This is a genomic window from Micromonospora sp. NPDC002575 (assembly GCF_042889525.1).
Classification (GTDB): domain Bacteria; phylum Actinomycetota; class Actinomycetes; order Mycobacteriales; family Micromonosporaceae; genus Micromonospora; species Micromonospora carbonacea.
In genome coordinates this window covers 99,512-116,426 of sequence record NZ_JBIARA010000010.1, presented here as the reverse complement: position 1 = coordinate 116,426, position 16,915 = coordinate 99,512, and the positions used below count along the sequence as shown (strand labels likewise).

General features: G+C 72.4%; 15 protein-coding genes and 1 tRNA gene. 10 read left to right on the top strand and 6 right to left on the bottom strand.

Features of this window, described 5'->3' with window-relative positions; all coding sequences use genetic code 11:
* Positions 1 to 117 precede the first annotated feature (117 nt).
* Positions 118 to 801: a transcriptional regulator gene (locus tag ACFYWL_RS17210; RefSeq protein ID WP_386973480.1), complete on the bottom strand. Its 684-nt coding sequence runs from the start codon at positions 799 to 801 to the stop codon at positions 118 to 120.
* Positions 802 to 902: 101 nt separating this feature from the next.
* Positions 903 to 976, bottom strand: a tRNA-Leu gene (locus tag ACFYWL_RS17205).
* Between the two features lie 94 nt (positions 977 to 1,070).
* On the opposite strand from ACFYWL_RS17205, the gene ACFYWL_RS17200 reads away from it, so the two are divergent.
* The 8 genes from ACFYWL_RS17200 (at position 1,071) to polA (ending at position 11,205) form a co-directional block, all read left to right on the top strand.
* Positions 1,071 to 1,691, top strand: coding sequence for an ANTAR domain-containing response regulator (locus ACFYWL_RS17200; RefSeq protein ID WP_043969321.1), 621 nt, complete (start codon positions 1,071 to 1,073; stop codon positions 1,689 to 1,691).
* 117 nt (positions 1,692 to 1,808) lie between these two features.
* Positions 1,809 to 3,131: a hypothetical protein gene (locus ACFYWL_RS17195; RefSeq protein ID WP_386973477.1), complete on the top strand. Its 1,323-nt coding sequence runs from the start codon at positions 1,809 to 1,811 to the stop codon at positions 3,129 to 3,131.
* 264 nt (positions 3,132 to 3,395) lie between these two features.
* Positions 3,396 to 4,565 carry a branched-chain amino acid ABC transporter substrate-binding protein gene (locus ACFYWL_RS17190; protein ID WP_386973474.1) on the top strand — a complete coding sequence of 390 codons (1,170 nt, stop codon included), beginning with the start codon at positions 3,396 to 3,398 and terminating at the stop codon, positions 4,563 to 4,565.
* Between the two features lie 92 nt (positions 4,566 to 4,657).
* Complete coding sequence (locus tag ACFYWL_RS17185) at positions 4,658 to 5,608, top strand: branched-chain amino acid ABC transporter permease (RefSeq protein WP_386973471.1); 951 nt, start codon at positions 4,658 to 4,660, stop codon at positions 5,606 to 5,608.
* Positions 5,605 to 6,759 (top strand): branched-chain amino acid ABC transporter permease, encoded by a 1,155-nt coding sequence (locus tag ACFYWL_RS17180; RefSeq protein WP_386973469.1) that lies wholly within the window; start codon positions 5,605 to 5,607, stop codon positions 6,757 to 6,759. Before ACFYWL_RS17185 ends, ACFYWL_RS17180 begins: the two co-directional genes overlap by 4 nt.
* Positions 6,752 to 7,672, top strand: a complete 921-nt coding sequence (locus ACFYWL_RS17175; protein WP_386973467.1) for an ABC transporter ATP-binding protein — start codon at positions 6,752 to 6,754, stop codon at positions 7,670 to 7,672. Before ACFYWL_RS17180 ends, ACFYWL_RS17175 begins: the two co-directional genes overlap by 8 nt.
* Positions 7,662 to 8,372, top strand: coding sequence for an ABC transporter ATP-binding protein (locus ACFYWL_RS17170; RefSeq protein ID WP_074474374.1), 711 nt, complete (start codon positions 7,662 to 7,664; stop codon positions 8,370 to 8,372). The genes ACFYWL_RS17175 and ACFYWL_RS17170 overlap by 11 nt, the downstream gene beginning before the upstream one ends.
* A gap of 124 nt (positions 8,373 to 8,496) precedes the next feature.
* A complete protein-coding gene (polA, locus tag ACFYWL_RS17165) occupies positions 8,497 to 11,205 on the top strand; it encodes a DNA polymerase I (RefSeq protein WP_386973463.1) in 2,709 nt (902 codons plus the stop codon).
* 103 nt (positions 11,206 to 11,308) lie between these two features.
* Here polA and ACFYWL_RS17160 read toward each other — a convergent pair whose 3' ends face one another.
* From ACFYWL_RS17160 to ACFYWL_RS17145, 4 genes are all read right to left on the bottom strand, one after another.
* Positions 11,309 to 11,596 (bottom strand): DUF3140 domain-containing protein, encoded by a 288-nt coding sequence (locus tag ACFYWL_RS17160; protein WP_386973783.1) that lies wholly within the window; start codon positions 11,594 to 11,596, stop codon positions 11,309 to 11,311.
* Between the two features lie 49 nt (positions 11,597 to 11,645).
* Positions 11,646 to 11,867 (bottom strand): DUF2945 domain-containing protein, encoded by a 222-nt coding sequence (locus tag ACFYWL_RS17155; RefSeq protein ID WP_386973460.1) that lies wholly within the window; start codon positions 11,865 to 11,867, stop codon positions 11,646 to 11,648.
* Between the two features lie 42 nt (positions 11,868 to 11,909).
* A complete protein-coding gene (locus tag ACFYWL_RS17150) occupies positions 11,910 to 12,512 on the bottom strand; it encodes a Uma2 family endonuclease (protein ID WP_386973457.1) in 603 nt (200 codons plus the stop codon).
* 94 nt (positions 12,513 to 12,606) lie between these two features.
* A complete protein-coding gene (locus tag ACFYWL_RS17145; protein WP_386973455.1) occupies positions 12,607 to 13,452 on the bottom strand; it encodes a class I SAM-dependent methyltransferase in 846 nt (281 codons plus the stop codon).
* 390 nt (positions 13,453 to 13,842) lie between these two features.
* Between ACFYWL_RS17145 and rpsA the strand changes: the two genes are divergently transcribed.
* Together rpsA and coaE are read left to right on the top strand one after the other, a co-directional pair.
* Positions 13,843 to 15,336, top strand: coding sequence for a 30S ribosomal protein S1 (rpsA, locus tag ACFYWL_RS17140; protein WP_043967455.1), 1,494 nt, complete (start codon positions 13,843 to 13,845; stop codon positions 15,334 to 15,336).
* Positions 15,337 to 15,693: 357 nt separating this feature from the next.
* On the top strand, positions 15,694 to 16,878 hold the full coding sequence (gene coaE / locus ACFYWL_RS17135) for a dephospho-CoA kinase (RefSeq protein ID WP_386973451.1): 1,185 nt from the start codon (positions 15,694 to 15,696) through the stop codon (positions 16,876 to 16,878).
* Positions 16,879 to 16,915: the final 37 nt, after the last annotated feature.

Below are 16,915 nucleotides of genomic sequence, written 5' to 3'. Positions count from 1 at the left end.
CGCGTAACTGAAGCCTCACTCGCAGAATCTTCTGCGGTTCTCTTGCCTGATATCACCACGATGTTCGACGCTGCCCGCCGCGAGCAGCGCCGTGGGCCGGCGCCCGTCCCGGCCCGGTCAGGACTTCGGGCCGACGTGCCGGTCCAGCGCCGCGACCGCGTCGCGGCGGGCCACCGACAGGGAGTTGGGGCGGTTCATCCGCCAGGCCACGCCGAGCAGGCCCAGCGCCCACTGGCAGAGCCCCATGATGTCGGCGGACTCGTTGCTGAACAGGTAGCGCGGGTAGACGTAGCCCCTGCCGCGCACGGTCACCCGGTTGGTCACCCGGCAGCCGTCGGAGTGGAACAGGCCGCGCGCGAAGTCCCCGGGGCGGGCGGCGACCAGCTCGCGCTGCCAGTCGGCGAGGACGATCGGCCGCTCGTGCTTCTTGCCCGGCCCGTGCTGCGGCAGCAGACAGGGCCAGTGCACACCGCTGCTCTCCACCGAGACGCACCCCCGTTTGGGGATCCGCTGCACCTTCGCGGCGAGCACGGCGAGCATCGCCTGCTCGCACGAGTCGATCAGGCGGGGATAGGCGGCGGTGCAGGCGACGCGAAGAACCGGTGCCTTCCCGGACGTGACGAGGTGGCCGTCGCCCAGGTAGAGGCCGAGCAGATAGGGATAGGCGCCGGGCTCTGTCGGATAACCGACCTCGGGTGAGCAGCGGAAGCACCGCTTCGCTGTGCCGACGACGGCCCGCTCGGGGCGGTCGACGCACCAGTGCCACACGGTGTTGTAGGGCAACGAGAGGGCCCGGGCCACCGATCGGATGTTATGGCCGTTCGCGCGAAGCTCACGGGCCCGGGCCCGCGACTCGGGTGGATGCATGCACCCATACTCGAACGCCTGTGCGACAGTTTCGGTGCCCCCGGTGGGATTCGAACCCACACTGTATGCAGTTTGAGTGCATCGTCTCTACCGGTTGGACTACAGGGGCCTTCCATGATTCGGCCCTGACAGACTACCCACTACGCTAGGGACGGCGACACCCGGCACGGCGGGTGTCGGGCGCAGACTGGTGGGAGTGGCTCGTGGCCGAGACGCAGACGGATGCCGAGCGCAGGCGGGTGTTGATCGCCGAGGACGAGGCGCTCATCCGGCTCGACCTGGCCGAGATGCTCGTCGAGGAGGGCTACGAGGTCGTCGGGGAGGCCGGCGACGGCGAGACGGCCGTCCGGCTCGCCGAGGAGCTGAAGCCCGATCTGGTGATCCTCGACATCAAGATGCCGATCATGGACGGGCTGGCCGCCGCGGAGCGGATCGCCGGCGCCCGGATCGCCCCGGTGATCATCCTGACCGCGTTCAGCCAGCGGGACCTCGTGGAGCGGGCGCGGGCGGCCGGCGCGATGGCGTACCTCGTGAAGCCCTTCCAGAAGAGCGACCTGGTGCCGGCCGTGGAGATCGCCCTGTCGCGCTACTCGGAGATCGCCGCGCTGGAGGCCGAGGTCGCGGGCCTGACCGACCGGCTGGAGATCCGCAAGACGGTGGAGCGCGCCAAGGGCGCGCTGATGACGACGTACGGCATGACCGAGCCGCAGGCGTTCAAGTGGATCCAGCGCACGGCGATGGACCACCGGATGACCATGAAGGAGGTCGCCGAGCGGATCCTCGCGGAGACGGCCGGCGGCGAGGTGGCGCAGCCGGCCTCCTGAGGGCCCCGGTTTTGTGGACGGTTGCTGTTCGCCGCGAGCGGTAGCTGTCCAGGATCTGCGCCCCGATCCGCTGGCGCGGGGTCCCCGGCGCATCGGTTGATCGATACGATCGGATGCATGCCTCGTCACCGCCCGCGTCGGGCGTCGCTGCGGGTGCTGCTCGGCGTGGTCGCCGGGTTCGCGGTGCTGCTGGCGGGCTGCCGGTCGCCGGAGCGCGCCGCGCCCGCCCCGGGTTCGCTGCGCCCCGACTGGCGGGCGCTGACCCTGCCCGTGCCGCCGGGGGCCCCGGGCCGGCTGCTGTTGCGGGACGCGGCGGCGTGCGGTGGCCGTTGGTTCGTGGTGGGCGCGGTCGCCGACGCGGCGGGTGTGACCCGGCCGGCGGCGTGGTCCAGCCCGGCTCCGGCGAGGCAGTCCCCGGCGGGGCAGTCCCCCGTGGGCCCGTCGGCCGCGCCGGGCGGCGGCGGGTTTGCGTGGTCGCCGCTGCGGTTGACGCCGCGCACCGCGTACGGCGCGGAGAACGTGCTCACGGCGGTCGGCTGCCGCGGCGGCCGGCTGGCGGCGGTGGGCGCGAAGAGCGGCGGGGTGCACGGCAATCCCCGGATCAGCACGTGGCGGCAGCTCGCCGACGGCTCGGTGGTGGAGGTGCCGGCCGAGTTCGAGGTGTTCGGCGGCCCCGACGCGGTGAACGTGGGGCGGATCGCGGGGGGTCCGGCGGGGTGGGTGATCGCCGGCAACCGGGGCACCGGGGCGGCGGCCTGGTCGTCGGCCGACGCGGGGAAGTTCCGGCTGGTCAGCGGCGTGCCGGAGTTGGCGTCGGACGCGGCGGGGCGCACGTGGGCGGCGGACGTGACGGCGGCGGCGTCGGGGTGGGTGCTGGTGGGGTCGCTGCGCGCCCCGGGGCGGCCGGGCGGCGATCCGGCGGTGTGGGTGTCGCCGGACGGCCTCGGCTGGCGGCGGCAGGTCCTGGCGGCCGGGGACGCGCCGGGCGATCTCCAGCGGGTGGTCCGCGCGGGGGAGCGGCTGGTGGCGGTGGGTCGGCGCGGCGATTCCCTGGCGGCGTGGGTGTGGGATGCGGCGGCCGGCGGGGGGCGGCCGGGCGGGTCGGGCGGTGCCGGGAGCGCGGCGGCGGGGCCGGTCGCGGCGGCCTGGCGGCAGGGCGGGGTGCTGGGGTCGGCGGCGGGCGGGTCGGGGCAGGTGGCGGGCCTGGCGGCGGTCGACGGCGGGGTGCTGGCGGTGGTGGTGGGTGTCTCGGCCGGGTCGGCGTGGTTCTCGCCGGACGGTGGCGGTTGGGCGCCGGCGCGGCTGCCGGTGCCGGTGCCGTCGGCGCCGGACCGGTCGGTCGCGGTGGCCGGGTCGGGCGGCGAGGTGTTGTTGCTGGTGGACGGGGGCGCCGAGGGGGCACGGTTGTGGTCGGCGCAGGTGCCGGGCGGGCCCGGGTGAGCGTGCCACCGGTCTGTTTCTGTCCGGTGTCGGATGTCCGATTTCGCCCTTGCCTCGCGGTGTGTGTTACAGCACTCCGGCGGATCTGGCCACTCAACGTAACGGTTAGGTCAACCCCGCTTTCTAGGTCTTACGGCGTGCCCTGCCCGTGGGATAACGTCCCGGCCCAGACCGGGTACGCGGTCGGTTCGTCCACCCCCGCAAGGTCCAATTTCCACGTCGCGGCGGGTGGTTCGGGCCTTCGGACTGAGGAGGGTACGAGCCGTGAGGCAGAAGCTCGCACGGGTGCTGGGTGGCGTGGCCATCAGCGCGCTCGTTATCAGTGGCGCGGCCGCGTGTAAGGCCGACAGTGGCACGGAGGGTGGCAGCGGCGACAAGGCGGCCTGCGACCTCAAGATCGGCTTCTTCGGCCCGCTGACCGGCGACGCCGCGGGTCTCGGTATCCACATGCGCAACGGCACGAAGCTGGCGATCGACCAGTACAACAAGGACAACGCGGACTGCAAGGTCAACCTCGCCGAGTACGACTCGCAGGGCGACCCGGCCAAGGCTCCGGCGCTGGCCCAGCAGGCGGTGGGCGACACCAAGGTCGTCGGCATCATCGGCCCGGCGTTCTCCGGCGAGTCCGAGGTGGCCGACCCGATCTTCGACGAGGCCGGCCTGCCGATCATCACCCCGTCGGCGACCCGCCCGAGCCTGAGCACCAAGAGCTGGAAGATCTTCCACCGGGGCGTCGGCAACGACACCTCGCAGGGCCCGGCCGCCGGCCGCTACATCAAGAACGTGCTGAAGGCCGAGAAGGTCTACGTCGTTGACGACCAGTCGGCGTACGGCGCGGGCCTGGTGGACGAGGTCAAGAAGGTCCTCGGCTCGGTCGCGGGCGAGGACAAGGTCCAGGTCAAGCAGACCAACTTCTCCGCGGTCGTCACCAAGATCGTCGGCAGCGGCGCGACGGTGCTGTTCTTCGGTGGCTACTACACCGAGGCGGGCCTGCTGCTCAAGCAGCTCAAGGGCGCCGGCTGGAAGGGCACGATGGTCGCCGGCGACGGCGTCAACGACGCCAACTTCATCAAGGTCGCCGGCCAGCAGGTCGCCGAGGGCACCGTGCTGACCTGCCCCTGCGCCCCGGCCACCGCGGCCAAGGGCAACTTCGTGGCCGACTACAAGGCGGCCTTCGAGAACGCCGAGCCGGGCACCTACGCCGACGTGTCGTTCGACATCACGAAGATCTTCCTCGAGGGCATCAAGGCCGGTAAGTCCACCCGGGCCGACCTGCTCGCCTTCGTGAAGTCCTACAACAACACGGGCGCCGCCACCGGTGTGACGTACAAGTTCGAGTCCAACGGCGAGTTGGACCCGGCCCAGGTGCTGGTCTGGGCGTTCAAGGTCAACGCGGGCCAGGTCGTTCCGGACATCGAGATCCCGAAGGCCTGACCGGTTCGCCGGTCCCGCCAGGGACACAGACGATGCGGCCGGGAGTGGTTCCTCCCGGCCGCGTCGTTTGACCGCACAGTTGGAGCCCCCACTTGAACTTCGATGAACTGTTCGGGAACTTTCCGGCCCTGACCATCACCGGGCTGGAGCAGGGCGCGATCTACGCGCTCGTCGCCCTCGGGTACACCCTCGTCTACGGCGTCCTGCGCCTGATCAACTTTGCCCACTCCGAGGTCTTCATGGTCGGCACGTTCACCGCCCTGTGGACCTGGGAGGCCCTCGGCTACGACCAGAACTCCCCCTCGCCGGCCATCGGCCCGCTGATCCTCGCGCTGGTGGCGGGCCTGGTCGTGGCGGCGGTCGCCTCGGCGGCGACCGCGGTGACCGTGGAACTGGTCGCCTACCGGCCGCTGCGCCGCCGCAACGCGCCGCCGCTGGCGTTCCTCATCACCGCGATCGGCGCGTCGTTCGTGCTGGCCGAGTCCTTCGGCATCGGCACCTCCCGGGCGCCGTTCGGCATGCCCGTGCTGATCCCCTCGGAGACGGCCTTCACCGTGTTCGGCGCGGCCGTCACCAACATCCAGCTGCTCATCCTCGGCGTCACGCTGGTGATGATGGTCGGCCTGGACCAGTTCGTGAACCGCAGCCGGCTGGGCCGCGGCATCCGGGCCGTGGCGCAGGACGCGGACACGGCCGCCCTGATGGGCGTGAACAAGAACCGGGTGATCCTGCTGGTGTTCGTGCTCGGCGGCCTGATGGCCGGCGTCGCGGCGCTGCTGTGGAACGTCCGCTACGGCTACACGAAGTTCAACGTGGGCTTCCTGATCGGGCTGAAGGCGTTCGCGGCGGCGGTGCTCGGTGGCATCGGCAACCTGCGGGGCGCGCTGCTCGGCGGCCTGCTGCTCGGGGTGGCGGAGAACTACGCCGCCGGCCTGTTCGGTGGAGACTGGAAGGACTTCACCGGCTTCGTGCTGCTGATCGTGCTGCTGATGTTCCGGCCCACCGGCCTGCTCGGCGAATCTCTCGGGAGGGCGCGCGCATGACCGCCACCGTGGACAAGGGCCGCGCCCCGGCCCTCAAGGGCCGCTGGGCGGCGATGCCGAAGCAGGTCCGCTGGGCCGCGATCGCGGCGCTGATCGTCCTGCTCTACATCCTGCCGAACCGGTGGTTCTACGAGTACCTCGGCTTCCCGATCGGCAGCGAGTACTTCGCCTTCTACACCACCCGCTCGGACTTCGCGGGCGTGCTGTTCGACACCGCCGTGTTCGTGTTGCTGGCCGTCGGGCTCAACGTGGTGGTCGGCTTCGCCGGCCTGCTCGACCTGGGCTACTTCGGCTTCTACGCGCTCGGCGCGTACACCGTGGCGTTGCTGACCTCGCCGGAGAGCCGGCTGGGGACGAACTGGCCGTGGCTGGCGGCGGTGCCGATCGCGGTCATGGTCGCGATGGTCTCCGGCGTGATCCTCGGCGGCCCGACGCTGCGCCTGCGCGGCGACTACCTGGCCATCGTGACCCTCGGCTTCGCCGAGATGATCCGGCTCTACGCCGCCCGCAACGAGGGCGTGCTCCAGGGGCAGCGGGGCATCCCGGCGATCCCGCACCCGCCGGGCACCGGCTCGGACGGCAAGCCGCTGTTCGGGGTGGTCGACGCCCGGCCCTACTACTGGCTGCTGTTGACGCTGATCCTGCTGGTGATCGTGCTGGTGCGGAACCTGGCCAACAGCCGGGTCGGCCGGGCCTGGGTGGCCACCCGCGAGGACGAGGACGCCGCCGAGGTCATGGGCGTGCCGACGTTCAAGTACAAGCTGTGGGCGTTCGCGATCGGGGCGGCGGTGGCCGGCCTCACCGGCGCGGTCTTCGCCGGCAAGCAGACGTTCATCAACTCGGACCAGTTCGTGCTGGAGAGTTCCATCCTGGTGCTCGCGGCGGTCATCCTGGGTGGCGCGGGCAACATCAAGGGCGCGATCGTCGGCGGCGCGATCACCTGGTACCTGCCGGAGTGGCTGCGCGGCGTCGGCGACCTGGTCGGGGTGGAGTTCGACGCGGCCGAATACCGCATCCTCGTGTTCGGTGTGGTCATCATCGTCATGATGATCTTCCGCCCGCAGGGCATCGTGCCCAACCGGCGGCGGGCGGCGGAGTTCGCCGACCGGCGGCAGGAGGCGGTTCCGCAGGAGAAGGTGCCCAGTGAGTGATCCGCAGATGAAGAGCGAACGCGACGCGAGCAGCGACCGCGACATCACCGCCGACGGCCGCAGCACGGTCGGTGTGCCGCCGGAGCCCGGCTCGGGCGCGCCGACGGCGGCAGCACCGGCGGGTCCGGACGCCGCGGGCCGGGAGGCGCTGCTGGAGGTCGACGACGTCACGCTGCGCTTTGGTGGCGTGGTCGCCCTCGACAAGGTCAACTTCACCCTCTACAAGGGGGAGATCCTCGGCCTGATCGGCCCGAACGGCGCCGGCAAGACGACCTGCTTCAACGCGATGACGGGCGTCTACCGGCCCACCGAGGGCGAGATCCGGTTCAAGGGGCAGCGCACCAACGGCAAGCGGCGGTCGTGGATCACCAAGGCCGGCATCGCCCGGACGTTCCAGAACATCCGGCTCTTCCCCGAGATGACGGCGCTGGAGAACGTGATGGTGGGCGCGGACGTCCACCACAAGACCAGCGTCATCTCGGCCATGCTGCGGCTGCCGCGGCACTTCCGGGAGGAGCGGGAGGGCCGGGAGAAGGCGCGCGAGCTGCTGCGGTTCGTCGGCATCGAGCGGCGCGCGAACGACCTGGCCCGCAACCTGTCGTACGGCGAGCAGCGCCGCCTGGAGATCGCCCGGGCGCTGGCCACCGACCCCGCCCTGCTCTGCCTGGACGAGCCGGCCGCCGGCTTCACCCCGGCGGAGAAGGAGGAGTTGCTCGGCCTGATCCGCGAGATCCGGGACAAGGGCACGACCGTGCTGCTGATCGAGCACGACATGCGGCTGGTGATGGGCGTGACCGACCGGATCGTCGTGCTGGAGTTCGGCAAGAAGATCGCCGAGGGGCTGCCGGCCGAGGTCCGGGACGACCCGAAGGTGATCGCCGCGTACCTGGGGGTGCCGACCGATGCTGCTTGAGATCAAGGACCTGACCCTGCTCTACGGGCGCATCCAGGCCCTGCACGGGATCAGCCTGGTGGTCAACGAGGGCGAGGTGGTCGCGCTCATCGGCGCCAACGGCGCGGGCAAGACCACCACGATGCGGGCGATCTCCGGGCTGCGCCCGGTGGCCCGGGGCTCGATCGTCTTCGACGGCACCGACGTCACCCGGATGCGGGCCGACCTGCGGGTGACCCGGGGCATCGGGCAGGCGCCGGAGGGCCGGGGCGTGTTTCCGGGCATGACGGTGCTGGAGAACCTGGAGATGGGGGCGTACACCCGCCGGGACCGGGCGGAGATCGCCAAGGACATGGCCATGGTGCTGGACCTGTTCCCCCGGCTGGCCGAGCGGCGCAAGCAGGCCGGCGGCACCCTCTCCGGCGGCGAGCAGCAGATGCTCGCCGTGGGGCGGGCGCTGATGGCCCGGCCCCGGCTGCTGCTGCTCGACGAGCCGTCGATGGGACTGGCGCCGAAGCTGATCCAGCAGATCTTCGAGATCATCACCCGGATCAACGAGCAGGGCACCACGATCCTGCTGGTGGAGCAGAACGCCCAGCAGGCGCTTTCCCGGGCCCACCGGGGCTACGTGCTGGAGACCGGCCGGATCGTCAAGGAGGGCACCGGCCAGGAGCTGCTGCACGACCCGGCGGTCAAGGAGGCGTACCTCGGCGTGGCCTGACGCGCGCCGCCGGCGGCCGGTCGTCCCCTCGCGGGCGGCCGGCCGCCGGCGTTCGCGGCCGTGCCGGGGCTGCCGGCCGTGCCGCACGGCGGGGTTGTCGGCCGTACGGGCTAGAGTCGCTGCCGTGACAGCTACGACGCCGCGCCTGCTCCTCGTCGACGGACACTCCATGGCATACCGGGCGTTCTTCGCCCTGCCGGTGGAGAACTTCTCCACCACGACCGGGCAGCCGACAAACGCCGTCTACGGCTTCACCTCGATGCTGATCAACGTGCTGCGCGACGAGCAGCCCACCCACATCGTCGTGGCCTTCGACGTCTCCCGGCAGTCCTTCCGCACGGAGAAGTACGCGGAGTACAAGGCGGGCCGCAGCGAGACCCCGGCCGACTTCAAGGGCCAGGTCAGCCTCGTCAAGGAGGTCCTCGCGGCGCTGCGCGTCCCGGTGGTGGAGAAGGAGGGCTACGAGGCCGACGACGTCATCGCCACCCTCGCCTGCCAGGCCCGCGACCAGGGCATGTCGGTGCTGATCTCCAGCGGCGACCGGGATGCCTTCCAGCTCGTCGACGACCACATCACCGTGCTTTACCCCCGCAAGGGCGTCTCCGACCTGGCCCGGATGGACGCCGCCGCCATCGAGGCGAAATATGGCGTGGGCCCGCAGCGCTACCGCGACCTGGCGGCGCTGGTCGGCGAGACCAGCGACAACCTGCCCGGCGTGCCGGGCGTCGGCCCGAAGACCGCCGCCAAGTGGATCAACCTGTACGGCGGCCTCGACGGCGTGGTGGCCCGCGCCGACGAGATCAAGGGCAAGGCCGGCGACAGCCTGCGCGAGCGGCTCGCCGACGTGATCCGCAACTACGAGATCAACTGCCTGGTCTCCGACCTGGAGCTGCCGATCCGTCCCGAGGACGCCCGCTGGACCGGCTGGGACCGCGAGGCCGTGCACCAGGTCTTCGACACCCTGGAGTTCCGCATCCTGCGCGACCGCCTCTACCAGTACCTGGAGGCCGTCGAGCCGGAGGCCGAGGCCGGGTTCGACCTGGCCGCCGAGCGGCTCACCGAGCCCGGGGCGGTGGTCGCCTGGCTGGACGCGCACGCCCACGCGGGCACCCAGGTCGGCGTGGCGGTGAAGACCCCGGCCAAGCCGACGGCCCCCCGTGAGCGCTACGAGCCGCAGCTCGACGCCCTGGCCCTCGCGCTGTCCACCGGCCCGGCGGCGTGGCTCGACCCGGCGGCGCTGGCCGAGGCCGACGAGCGGGCCCTGGCCGCCTGGCTGGCCGACCCGGCCCGGCCGAAGGTGCTGCACGACAGCAAGCACGCCCGGCTGGCGTTCGCCGCCCGGGGCTGGACGCTGGCCGGCGTCGCCCGGGACACCGAGCTGGCCGCCTACCTGGCCCGCCCCGACCAGCGCTCCTACGACCTGACGGACCTGGCGCTGCGCTACCTGCACCGCGAGCTGCGGGTCGACGCCCCCGAGACGGGGCAGCTCACCTTCGAGGGCCTCGGCGACGAGGGCGAGGCCGAGCAGAACCTGATGCTCCAGGCCCGGGCCACCCTCGACCTGGCCGACGCGATCGACGCCGAGCTGTCCCGCGACGGCGAGCAGTCCGCCCGGCTGATGGCGGAGGTGGAGCTGCCGCTGTCGGACGTGCTCGCCGCGATGCAGCGGGTCGGCATCGCCGCCGACCTGGACTACCTGCACGAGCTGGAGGCCCACTTCGCGGGCGAGGTGAAGTCCGCGGCGCAGGGCGCGTACGCCGCCGTCGGGCGGGAGTTCAACCTGGGCTCGCCCAAGCAGCTCCAGGAGCTGCTCTTCGGCGAGCTGGGGCTGCCCAAGACCAAGAAGATCAAGACCGGCTACACCACCGACGCCGACGCCCTCCAGTGGCTCTACGCGCAGAACCCGCTGCCCGTGCTCGAGCACCTGCTGCGCCACCGGGACGTGGCGAAGCTGAAGACGACCGTCGACGGCCTGCTCAAGTCGGTCTCCGACGACGGCCGCATCCACACCACGTTCAAGCAGACCGTGGCGGCCACCGGCCGGCTCTCCTCCACCGACCCCAACCTCCAGAACATCCCGATCCGCACCGAGGAGGGGCGGCGGATCCGCCGCGCCTTCGTCGTGGGGGAGGGCTTCGACTGCCTGCTCACCGCCGACTACAGCCAGATCGAGATGCGGATCATGGCGCACCTGTCGTCGGACGCCAAGCTGATCGAGGCGTTCAACTCCGGCCACGACTTCCACGCCGCCACCGCCTCGTCGGTGTTCGGGGTGCCGGTCGCCGAGGTCACCGCCGACCAGCGCCGCAAGATCAAGGCGATGAACTACGGCCTGGCGTACGGGCTGAGCGCGTTCGGCCTGTCCCAGCAGCTCGGCATCACCGCCGAGGAGGCGCGCGGGCTGATGGACGACTACTTCGCCGGGTTCGGCGGGGTCCGCGACTACCTCCAGGAGGTGGTGGCCCGGGCCCGGCACGACGGCTACACCTCCACCATCCTCGGCCGCCGCCGCTACCTGCCCGACCTGGTCAGCGACAACCGGCAGCGGCGGGACATGGCCGAGCGGATGGCGCTCAACGCCCCCATCCAGGGCTCGGCGGCCGACATCATCAAGGTCGCCATGCTGCGCGTCGACGCCGGGCTGCGCGAGGCCGGGCTGCGCTCGCGGATGCTGCTCCAGGTGCACGACGAGCTGGTCTTCGAGGTCGCCCCCGGCGAGCGCGACGCCCTGGAGGCGCTGGTACGCGGCCAGATGGGCGGGGCGTACCCGCTGTCGGTGCCGCTGGAGGTCTCCGTCGGCGAGGGCCGGGACTGGAACAGCGCCGACCACTGACCGGCGTCGGGCGACGGGTGCGGCCGGATGCCGGGGTGGGTCGCGGCATCGGGCGCTGGTCCGCACCTGCGGGCGGGTCGTGGCGGCCGGGGGTGAGGCCCGCTCACCGGAGCGGGTCGTGGCCCCAGTTCATCAGCGACCAGCGCCACTTCGTGTCCCGCACGTCGCCCGAGGGGCGCTGCGCCAGGTGCCGGTGCACGTAGCCGACGACCTTGCGCATGTGCCGGTAGTCGGCCTCCGTCAGCTCGGCGCGCTTGCGGCGCAGCAGGTCGACGATCCGCCGGCCGGACGAGTGCCCCACCGACTCGCCGCCGGCGGTGCCCTTCTTCCGCCAGCCGACGTGCTTCGACTCGTCGGTCTCCAGCCACGCCGACAGCTCCCCGGGCCGCATGTTGACCGCCTCGGTGAACTCCCGGTACGTCTCCCCGCGCCGGTCGCCCTCAGTCCCGCTCACGGCGCAGCACCTCCGGCCGGTGGGCGACGTCCCGCCCCGAGTCGTCGTTGCGGATGCGGTACTGCGGCTGCTCGGGGGACGCGTTCACGGCGCGGCCCCGCACGTGGGTGCGCTCGGTGAGCTTCTCCCGGACGACGCCGTGCGCCCGCCCGCTGTGGCTGGCCCAGGAGACGTGGTCACCCGCGCGGAATTCCCTCTGCTCGGCCATGCGGCCTGGCTACCCGGGGCGGGTGCGGTGAAACGGGGCCGGTCAGCCGGTCAGCTCGGAGACCGGCAGCTTGATCTCGAACGGCTCGGTCAGCGCGATCAGCTCCGCGCTGTCGGCGACCAGCTCGTACTGCCGCTCGCCGCCGAGGCTGAGCCGGTCGCTGAGCCGGTACGCGTACACGTGCACCGGGTCCTGCTCGATCCGCCAGTAGAACGGGATGCCGGCGGCGGCGTACTCGGCGGGCTTGGCGAACCGGTCGATCCGCCGGGTGCCGGGGGACACCACCTCCACGGCGAGGACCACGTCCTCGGGCTCGAGCAGGGACCGGTCGGCGCGCACGTCGGCGCGGCGCAGCAGCACGTCCGGCTGCCGGGTGTTCTTCGCGTCGAGCGCGACCCCGACGGCCTGCGTGGGGCGCAGGTGCTCGGGCGCGTGCGCGCGCAACCACAGCCAGAGCAGGCTGGCGATGTCTTGATGGCCCAGAGTGGGGGAGGGTGTCACTCGGAGGACTCCGTCGACGAGTTCGACGCGGGGGGCGTCGTCCGGCAGGTGGGGCAGGTCTTCCAGCGTGTAGTCGGCACGCTGTTGCCGGATCGGGTCCGGGCACCAGGGGCCAGGTGGTGTCGGGATCGGCTCGGCGCTCACCCGGTCAGCGTAACCCCGTCCGCCGGCCGGGACGTCGCACCGACGGTGCGATCCGCCGGCCGGTCCGCGGCCCGGTGCGTCGGTGGTCCCGGGTTCAGCCCGCCGGCTTCTCGGCGACGAAGATGGCCGTGCCGGGGAAGAGCCGGCCGCGCAGCGGGCTCCACTGGCCCCAGATCCCCTCGTGCCCCTCGGGCCACTCCGGCTCCACGAGGTCCACGAGCCGGAACCCGGCGCCGACCAGCTCCCGGATCCGGTCGCCGAGGGTGCGGTGCTGCTCCACGTACGTCGCCGTGCCCGCGCGGTCCTGCTCCACGTACGGGGAGCGGTCGAAGTACGAGTGCACCGCCGTGAGCCCGCCCTGCCCCGGGTCGTCGAGGAAGATCCACCGCATCGGGTGGGTCACCGAGAACACCCAGCGGCCCCCGGGGCGCAGCACCCGGGACACCTCGCGCATCACCGCCGCCGAGTCGGCCACGAACGGGATCGCCCCGAACGCCGTGCACGCGGTGTCGAACGCCGCGTCGGCGAAGGGCAACGCCAGCGCGTCGGCCTGCACCAGCGGGACCCGTACGCCGCTGCGCCCGGCGGCGTCCGCCGCGTGCCGCAACATGCCGGCGGAGAGGTCCAGGGCGACCGGACGGGCCCCCTGGGTGGCCAGCCACCGGGAGGCGGCGGCGGCCCCCGCGCCCACCTCCAGGACCCGGCGTCCGGCGAGCTCGCCGAGCAGCCGGGCGTCGGCCTCGCGCAGCCCCTCGGGGCACCAGACGAAGTCCACGTCGCCGAGGAACGCGCCGTGCTCGGCCTGGTAGTCGTCGGCGTCGGAGTCCCACCAGCCGCGGCTGGCCCGCCGGGCGTCGGCGTCGGTCACCGGGCGTCGGAGCACCCCCGGCTCGGCGTCCGGCTCGGCGTCCGCCGCAAGGTCGGCCAGGTCGTCGGTCATCGCGGCAGTCTAGTGGCGACGCCGGCCGGCGGCCCGGGCGCGACGCGGTGGCGACGCCGGCCGGCGGCCCGGGGGCGGCGCGGTGGCCGGAGTCCCCCGCCCGTAAACCGCCGTTTCGGGTACGAAAGGCGCAGTCCGTCGCGAAAGCGGGCTGGATCACTTCTCCCGGGGCTTGCACGCTGTGGTAATGCGCACGGTAGGCTAGACGATGCGCTCGCGGGTCGCGTGCCTCGGCAGGGAGAAGGCGCGCGGTCGCGGAGTTCCAGACGGAGCCACATCAGGACCTCACTAGTGATCTTCTGTGTGCCCGGCGACGGATCCGCTGGCGCGAACAGGTCACCGCGACACCAGCCTGCTGTGACAACCCATCCGACCGGAGCAACCGCCCACATGACGAGCAGCATCGAGGCCCCCTCGAGCGCCACCCGGGTCACCCACGACGATCTCGGTTCCGAGGAGGCTTTCCTCGCCGCGATCGACGAGACCATCAAGTACTTCAACGACGGCGACATTGTCGAAGGCACCGTCGTCAAGGTCGATCGGGACGAGGTCCTGCTCGACATCGGCTACAAGACCGAGGGTGTCATCCCCTCTCGGGAGTTGTCGATCAAGCACGACGTGGACCCCGCCGAGGTCGTCTCGGTCGGTGACCACATCGAGGCCCTGGTCCTCCAGAAGGAGGACAAGGAGGGGCGTCTGATCCTCTCCAAGAAGCGGGCGCAGTACGAGCGGGCCTGGGGCACGATCGAGAAGATCAAGGACGAGGACGGCGTCGTCCGCGGCTCGGTCATCGAGGTGGTCAAGGGTGGTCTCATCCTCGACATCGGGCTGCGCGGCTTCCTGCCCGCGTCCCTGGTCGAGATGCGGCGGGTGCGTGACCTTCAGCCGTACGTCGGCCGCGAGCTCGAGGCCAAGATCATCGAGCTGGACAAGAACCGCAACAACGTGGTCCTGTCCCGCCGGGCATGGCTGGAGCAGACGCAGTCCGAGGTGCGCACCGAGTTCCTCAACAAGCTGCAGAAGGGCCAGGTCCGCAAGGGCGTCGTGTCCTCGATCGTCAACTTCGGCGCGTTCGTCGACCTGGGCGGCGTGGACGGGCTGGTGCACGTCTCCGAGCTGTCCTGGAAGCACATCGACCACCCGTCCGAGGTCGTCGAGGTCGGCCAGGAGGTCGAGGTCGAGGTCCTGGACGTCGACCTGGACCGCGAGCGGGTCTCGCTGTCGCTGAAGGCGACCCAGGAGGACCCGTGGCGGCAGTTCGCCCGCACCCACGCGATCCAGCAGATCGTGCCGGGTAAGGTCACCAAGCTGGTGCCGTTCGGCGCCTTCGTCCGGGTGGACGACGGCATCGAGGGCCTGGTCCACATCTCCGAGCTGGCCGAGCGCCACGTGGAGATCCCGGAGCAGGTCGTCCAGGTCGGCTCCGAGGTCATGGTCAAGGTCATCGACATCGACCTGGAGCGCCGCCGGATCTCGCTGTCGCTCAAGCAGGCCAACGAGGGCTTCGTCGAGGGCGAGGAGCACTTCGACCCGACCCTCTACGGCATGGCCGCGACGTACGACGCCGAGGGCAACTACATCTACCCGGAGGGCTTCGACCCGGAGACGGGCGAGTGGCTCGAGGGGTACGACAAGCAGCGCGAGACCTGGGAGAACCAGTACGCCGAGGCCCGTCAGCGTTGGGAGGCCCACACCAAGCAGGTGCAGACCTCCCGGGCCGCCGACGCCGAGGCCGCTGCCAACCCGGCTCCGGCCGTGTCGACCGGCGGCACCACCACCTCGACCAGCACGGCCCCGAGCCGGCAGGCCGAGGAGCCGGCCGGCACCCTGGCCACCGACGAGGCGCTCGCCGCGCTGCGGGAGAAGCTCGCCGGCGGCAAGTGACCCCGTGACGACTCCCTGCCGGGTGCGTCCGACGACGCATCCGGCCAGGAGCCGCCGATGACGATGACGGGCCCTGTCCCCGCGATCCGGTTCCACCGGGCCGCCGGGGGCAGGGCCCGTCGTCGTTCCCGCCCGCCCCTCTCCTGCTCTCCGCCTGCACCCGTCCGCCCGGCCCTCTGGTCGGCCGGCCCTCTGGTCGGCCGGTCGGCAAGATCGTGCTCGATCGTGGATCGGGTGGCCTAGCCGCGGGCCCGAGGCCACTCTTTCCCCGATCGAGCGCTGACGCCGACCGGGCTGACGCCAATCGCGGCAGCGGGCGGGCTGGCGGTGCCGGTGCCGATCCGGTTGACTGTTGCGGTGCTGATGGTGGGACTGACCGGCGGGATCGGCTCCGGCAAGAGCGCCGTCGCGGCCCGGCTGGCCGCGCTCGGCGCGGCAGTGATCGACGCCGACCGGATCGCCCGCGAGGTGGTCGCCCCGGGCAGCGAGGGGCTCACGGAGATCGTGGCGGCCTTCGGCGACCGGGTCGTCGGCCCGGACGGTGCCCTGGACCGGGCCGTGCTGGGCGGGCTGGTCTTCGCCGACGAGGCGGCCCGCCGCCGGCTGGAGGGGATCACCCACCCCCGGGTCCGTGCGCGCACCGCCGAGCTGGCCGCCGCGGCGGCCCCCGACGCCGTCGTGGTCAACGACGTGCCGCTCCTGGTCGAGGTCGGGCTCGCTGCGACGTACCACCTGGTGGTCGTGGTGCAGACGGACGTCGCCGTTCGGCTGGCCCGGCTGGCGCGCGACCGGGGGATGAGCCGGGCGGAGGCCGAGCGGCGGATCGCCGCGCAGGCCGACGACGCCCGCCGGGACGCCGCCGCGGACGTGGTCCTGCGCAACGACGGCACCCTCGACGAGTTGCACGCCGGGGTGGACCGGCTGTGGCGCGACCGGCTGCTGCCGTACGAGGCGAACGTCCGGCTCCGCCGGGTCGCCGAACCCGACGCGACCGACCTGACCGGCCCCGACCCGACCTGGCCCCAGCAGTACGCCCGGCTGGCCGCCCGGATCCGGCACGCGCTCGCCCCGGCCGATCCGCGGATCGACCACGTCGGGTCGACGGCCGTCGCGGGCCTCGCCGCCCGGGACGTCATCGACATCCAGCTGACGGTGCCGAGCCTGACCGAGGCGGACGGCGTCCTCGCCGAGCGCCTCGCCGCGGCCGGGTTCCCCCGCACGCCCGGCCAGTGGTGGGACAGCCCCCGCCCGGCGGGCAGCGGCCGGTGGGAGAAGCGGCTGCACGGCAGCGCCGACCCGGGCCGCCCGGTGCGCCTGCACGTGCGGGTGGAGGGCTCGCCCGGCTGGCGGTACGCGCTGCTGATGCGTGACCACCTGCGCGCCGATCCGGGCCAGCGGGCCGCGTACCTGACGCTCAAGGGCGACCTGGCGGCCAGCGCGCCGGACGGGGGGTCCCACAACGCCACGGCGCGGGACCCATGGTTCGACGAGGAGCACCACCGCGCCGAGGAGTGGGCCGCGCGCACCGGCTGGCGGCCCTGAGCCGGTCGCCGGCCGCCGGCCGTGGACCGGTCCGGGC

Excerpts from the sequence above, each read along its gene's own strand:
- ACFYWL_RS17195 (WP_386973477.1), top strand. The coding sequence starts at position 1,809 with ATGCCTCGTCACCGCCCGCGTCGGGCGTCGCTGCGGGTGCTGCTCGGC.
- ACFYWL_RS17180 (WP_386973469.1), top strand. The coding sequence starts at position 5,605 with ATGACCGCCACCGTGGACAAGGGCCGCGCCCCGGCCCTCAAGGGCCGC.
- ACFYWL_RS17170 (WP_074474374.1), top strand. The coding sequence starts at position 7,662 with ATGCTGCTTGAGATCAAGGACCTGACCCTGCTCTACGGGCGCATCCAG.
- ACFYWL_RS17160 (WP_386973783.1), bottom strand. The coding sequence starts at position 11,596 with ATGCGGCCCGGGGAGCTGTCGGCGTGGCTGGAGACCGACGAGTCGAAG.
- ACFYWL_RS17155 (WP_386973460.1), bottom strand. The coding sequence starts at position 11,867 with ATGGCCGAGCAGAGGGAATTCCGCGCGGGTGACCACGTCTCCTGGGCC.
- ACFYWL_RS17145 (WP_386973455.1), bottom strand. The coding sequence starts at position 13,452 with ATGACCGACGACCTGGCCGACCTTGCGGCGGACGCCGAGCCGGACGCC.
- rpsA (WP_043967455.1), top strand. The coding sequence starts at position 13,843 with ATGACGAGCAGCATCGAGGCCCCCTCGAGCGCCACCCGGGTCACCCAC.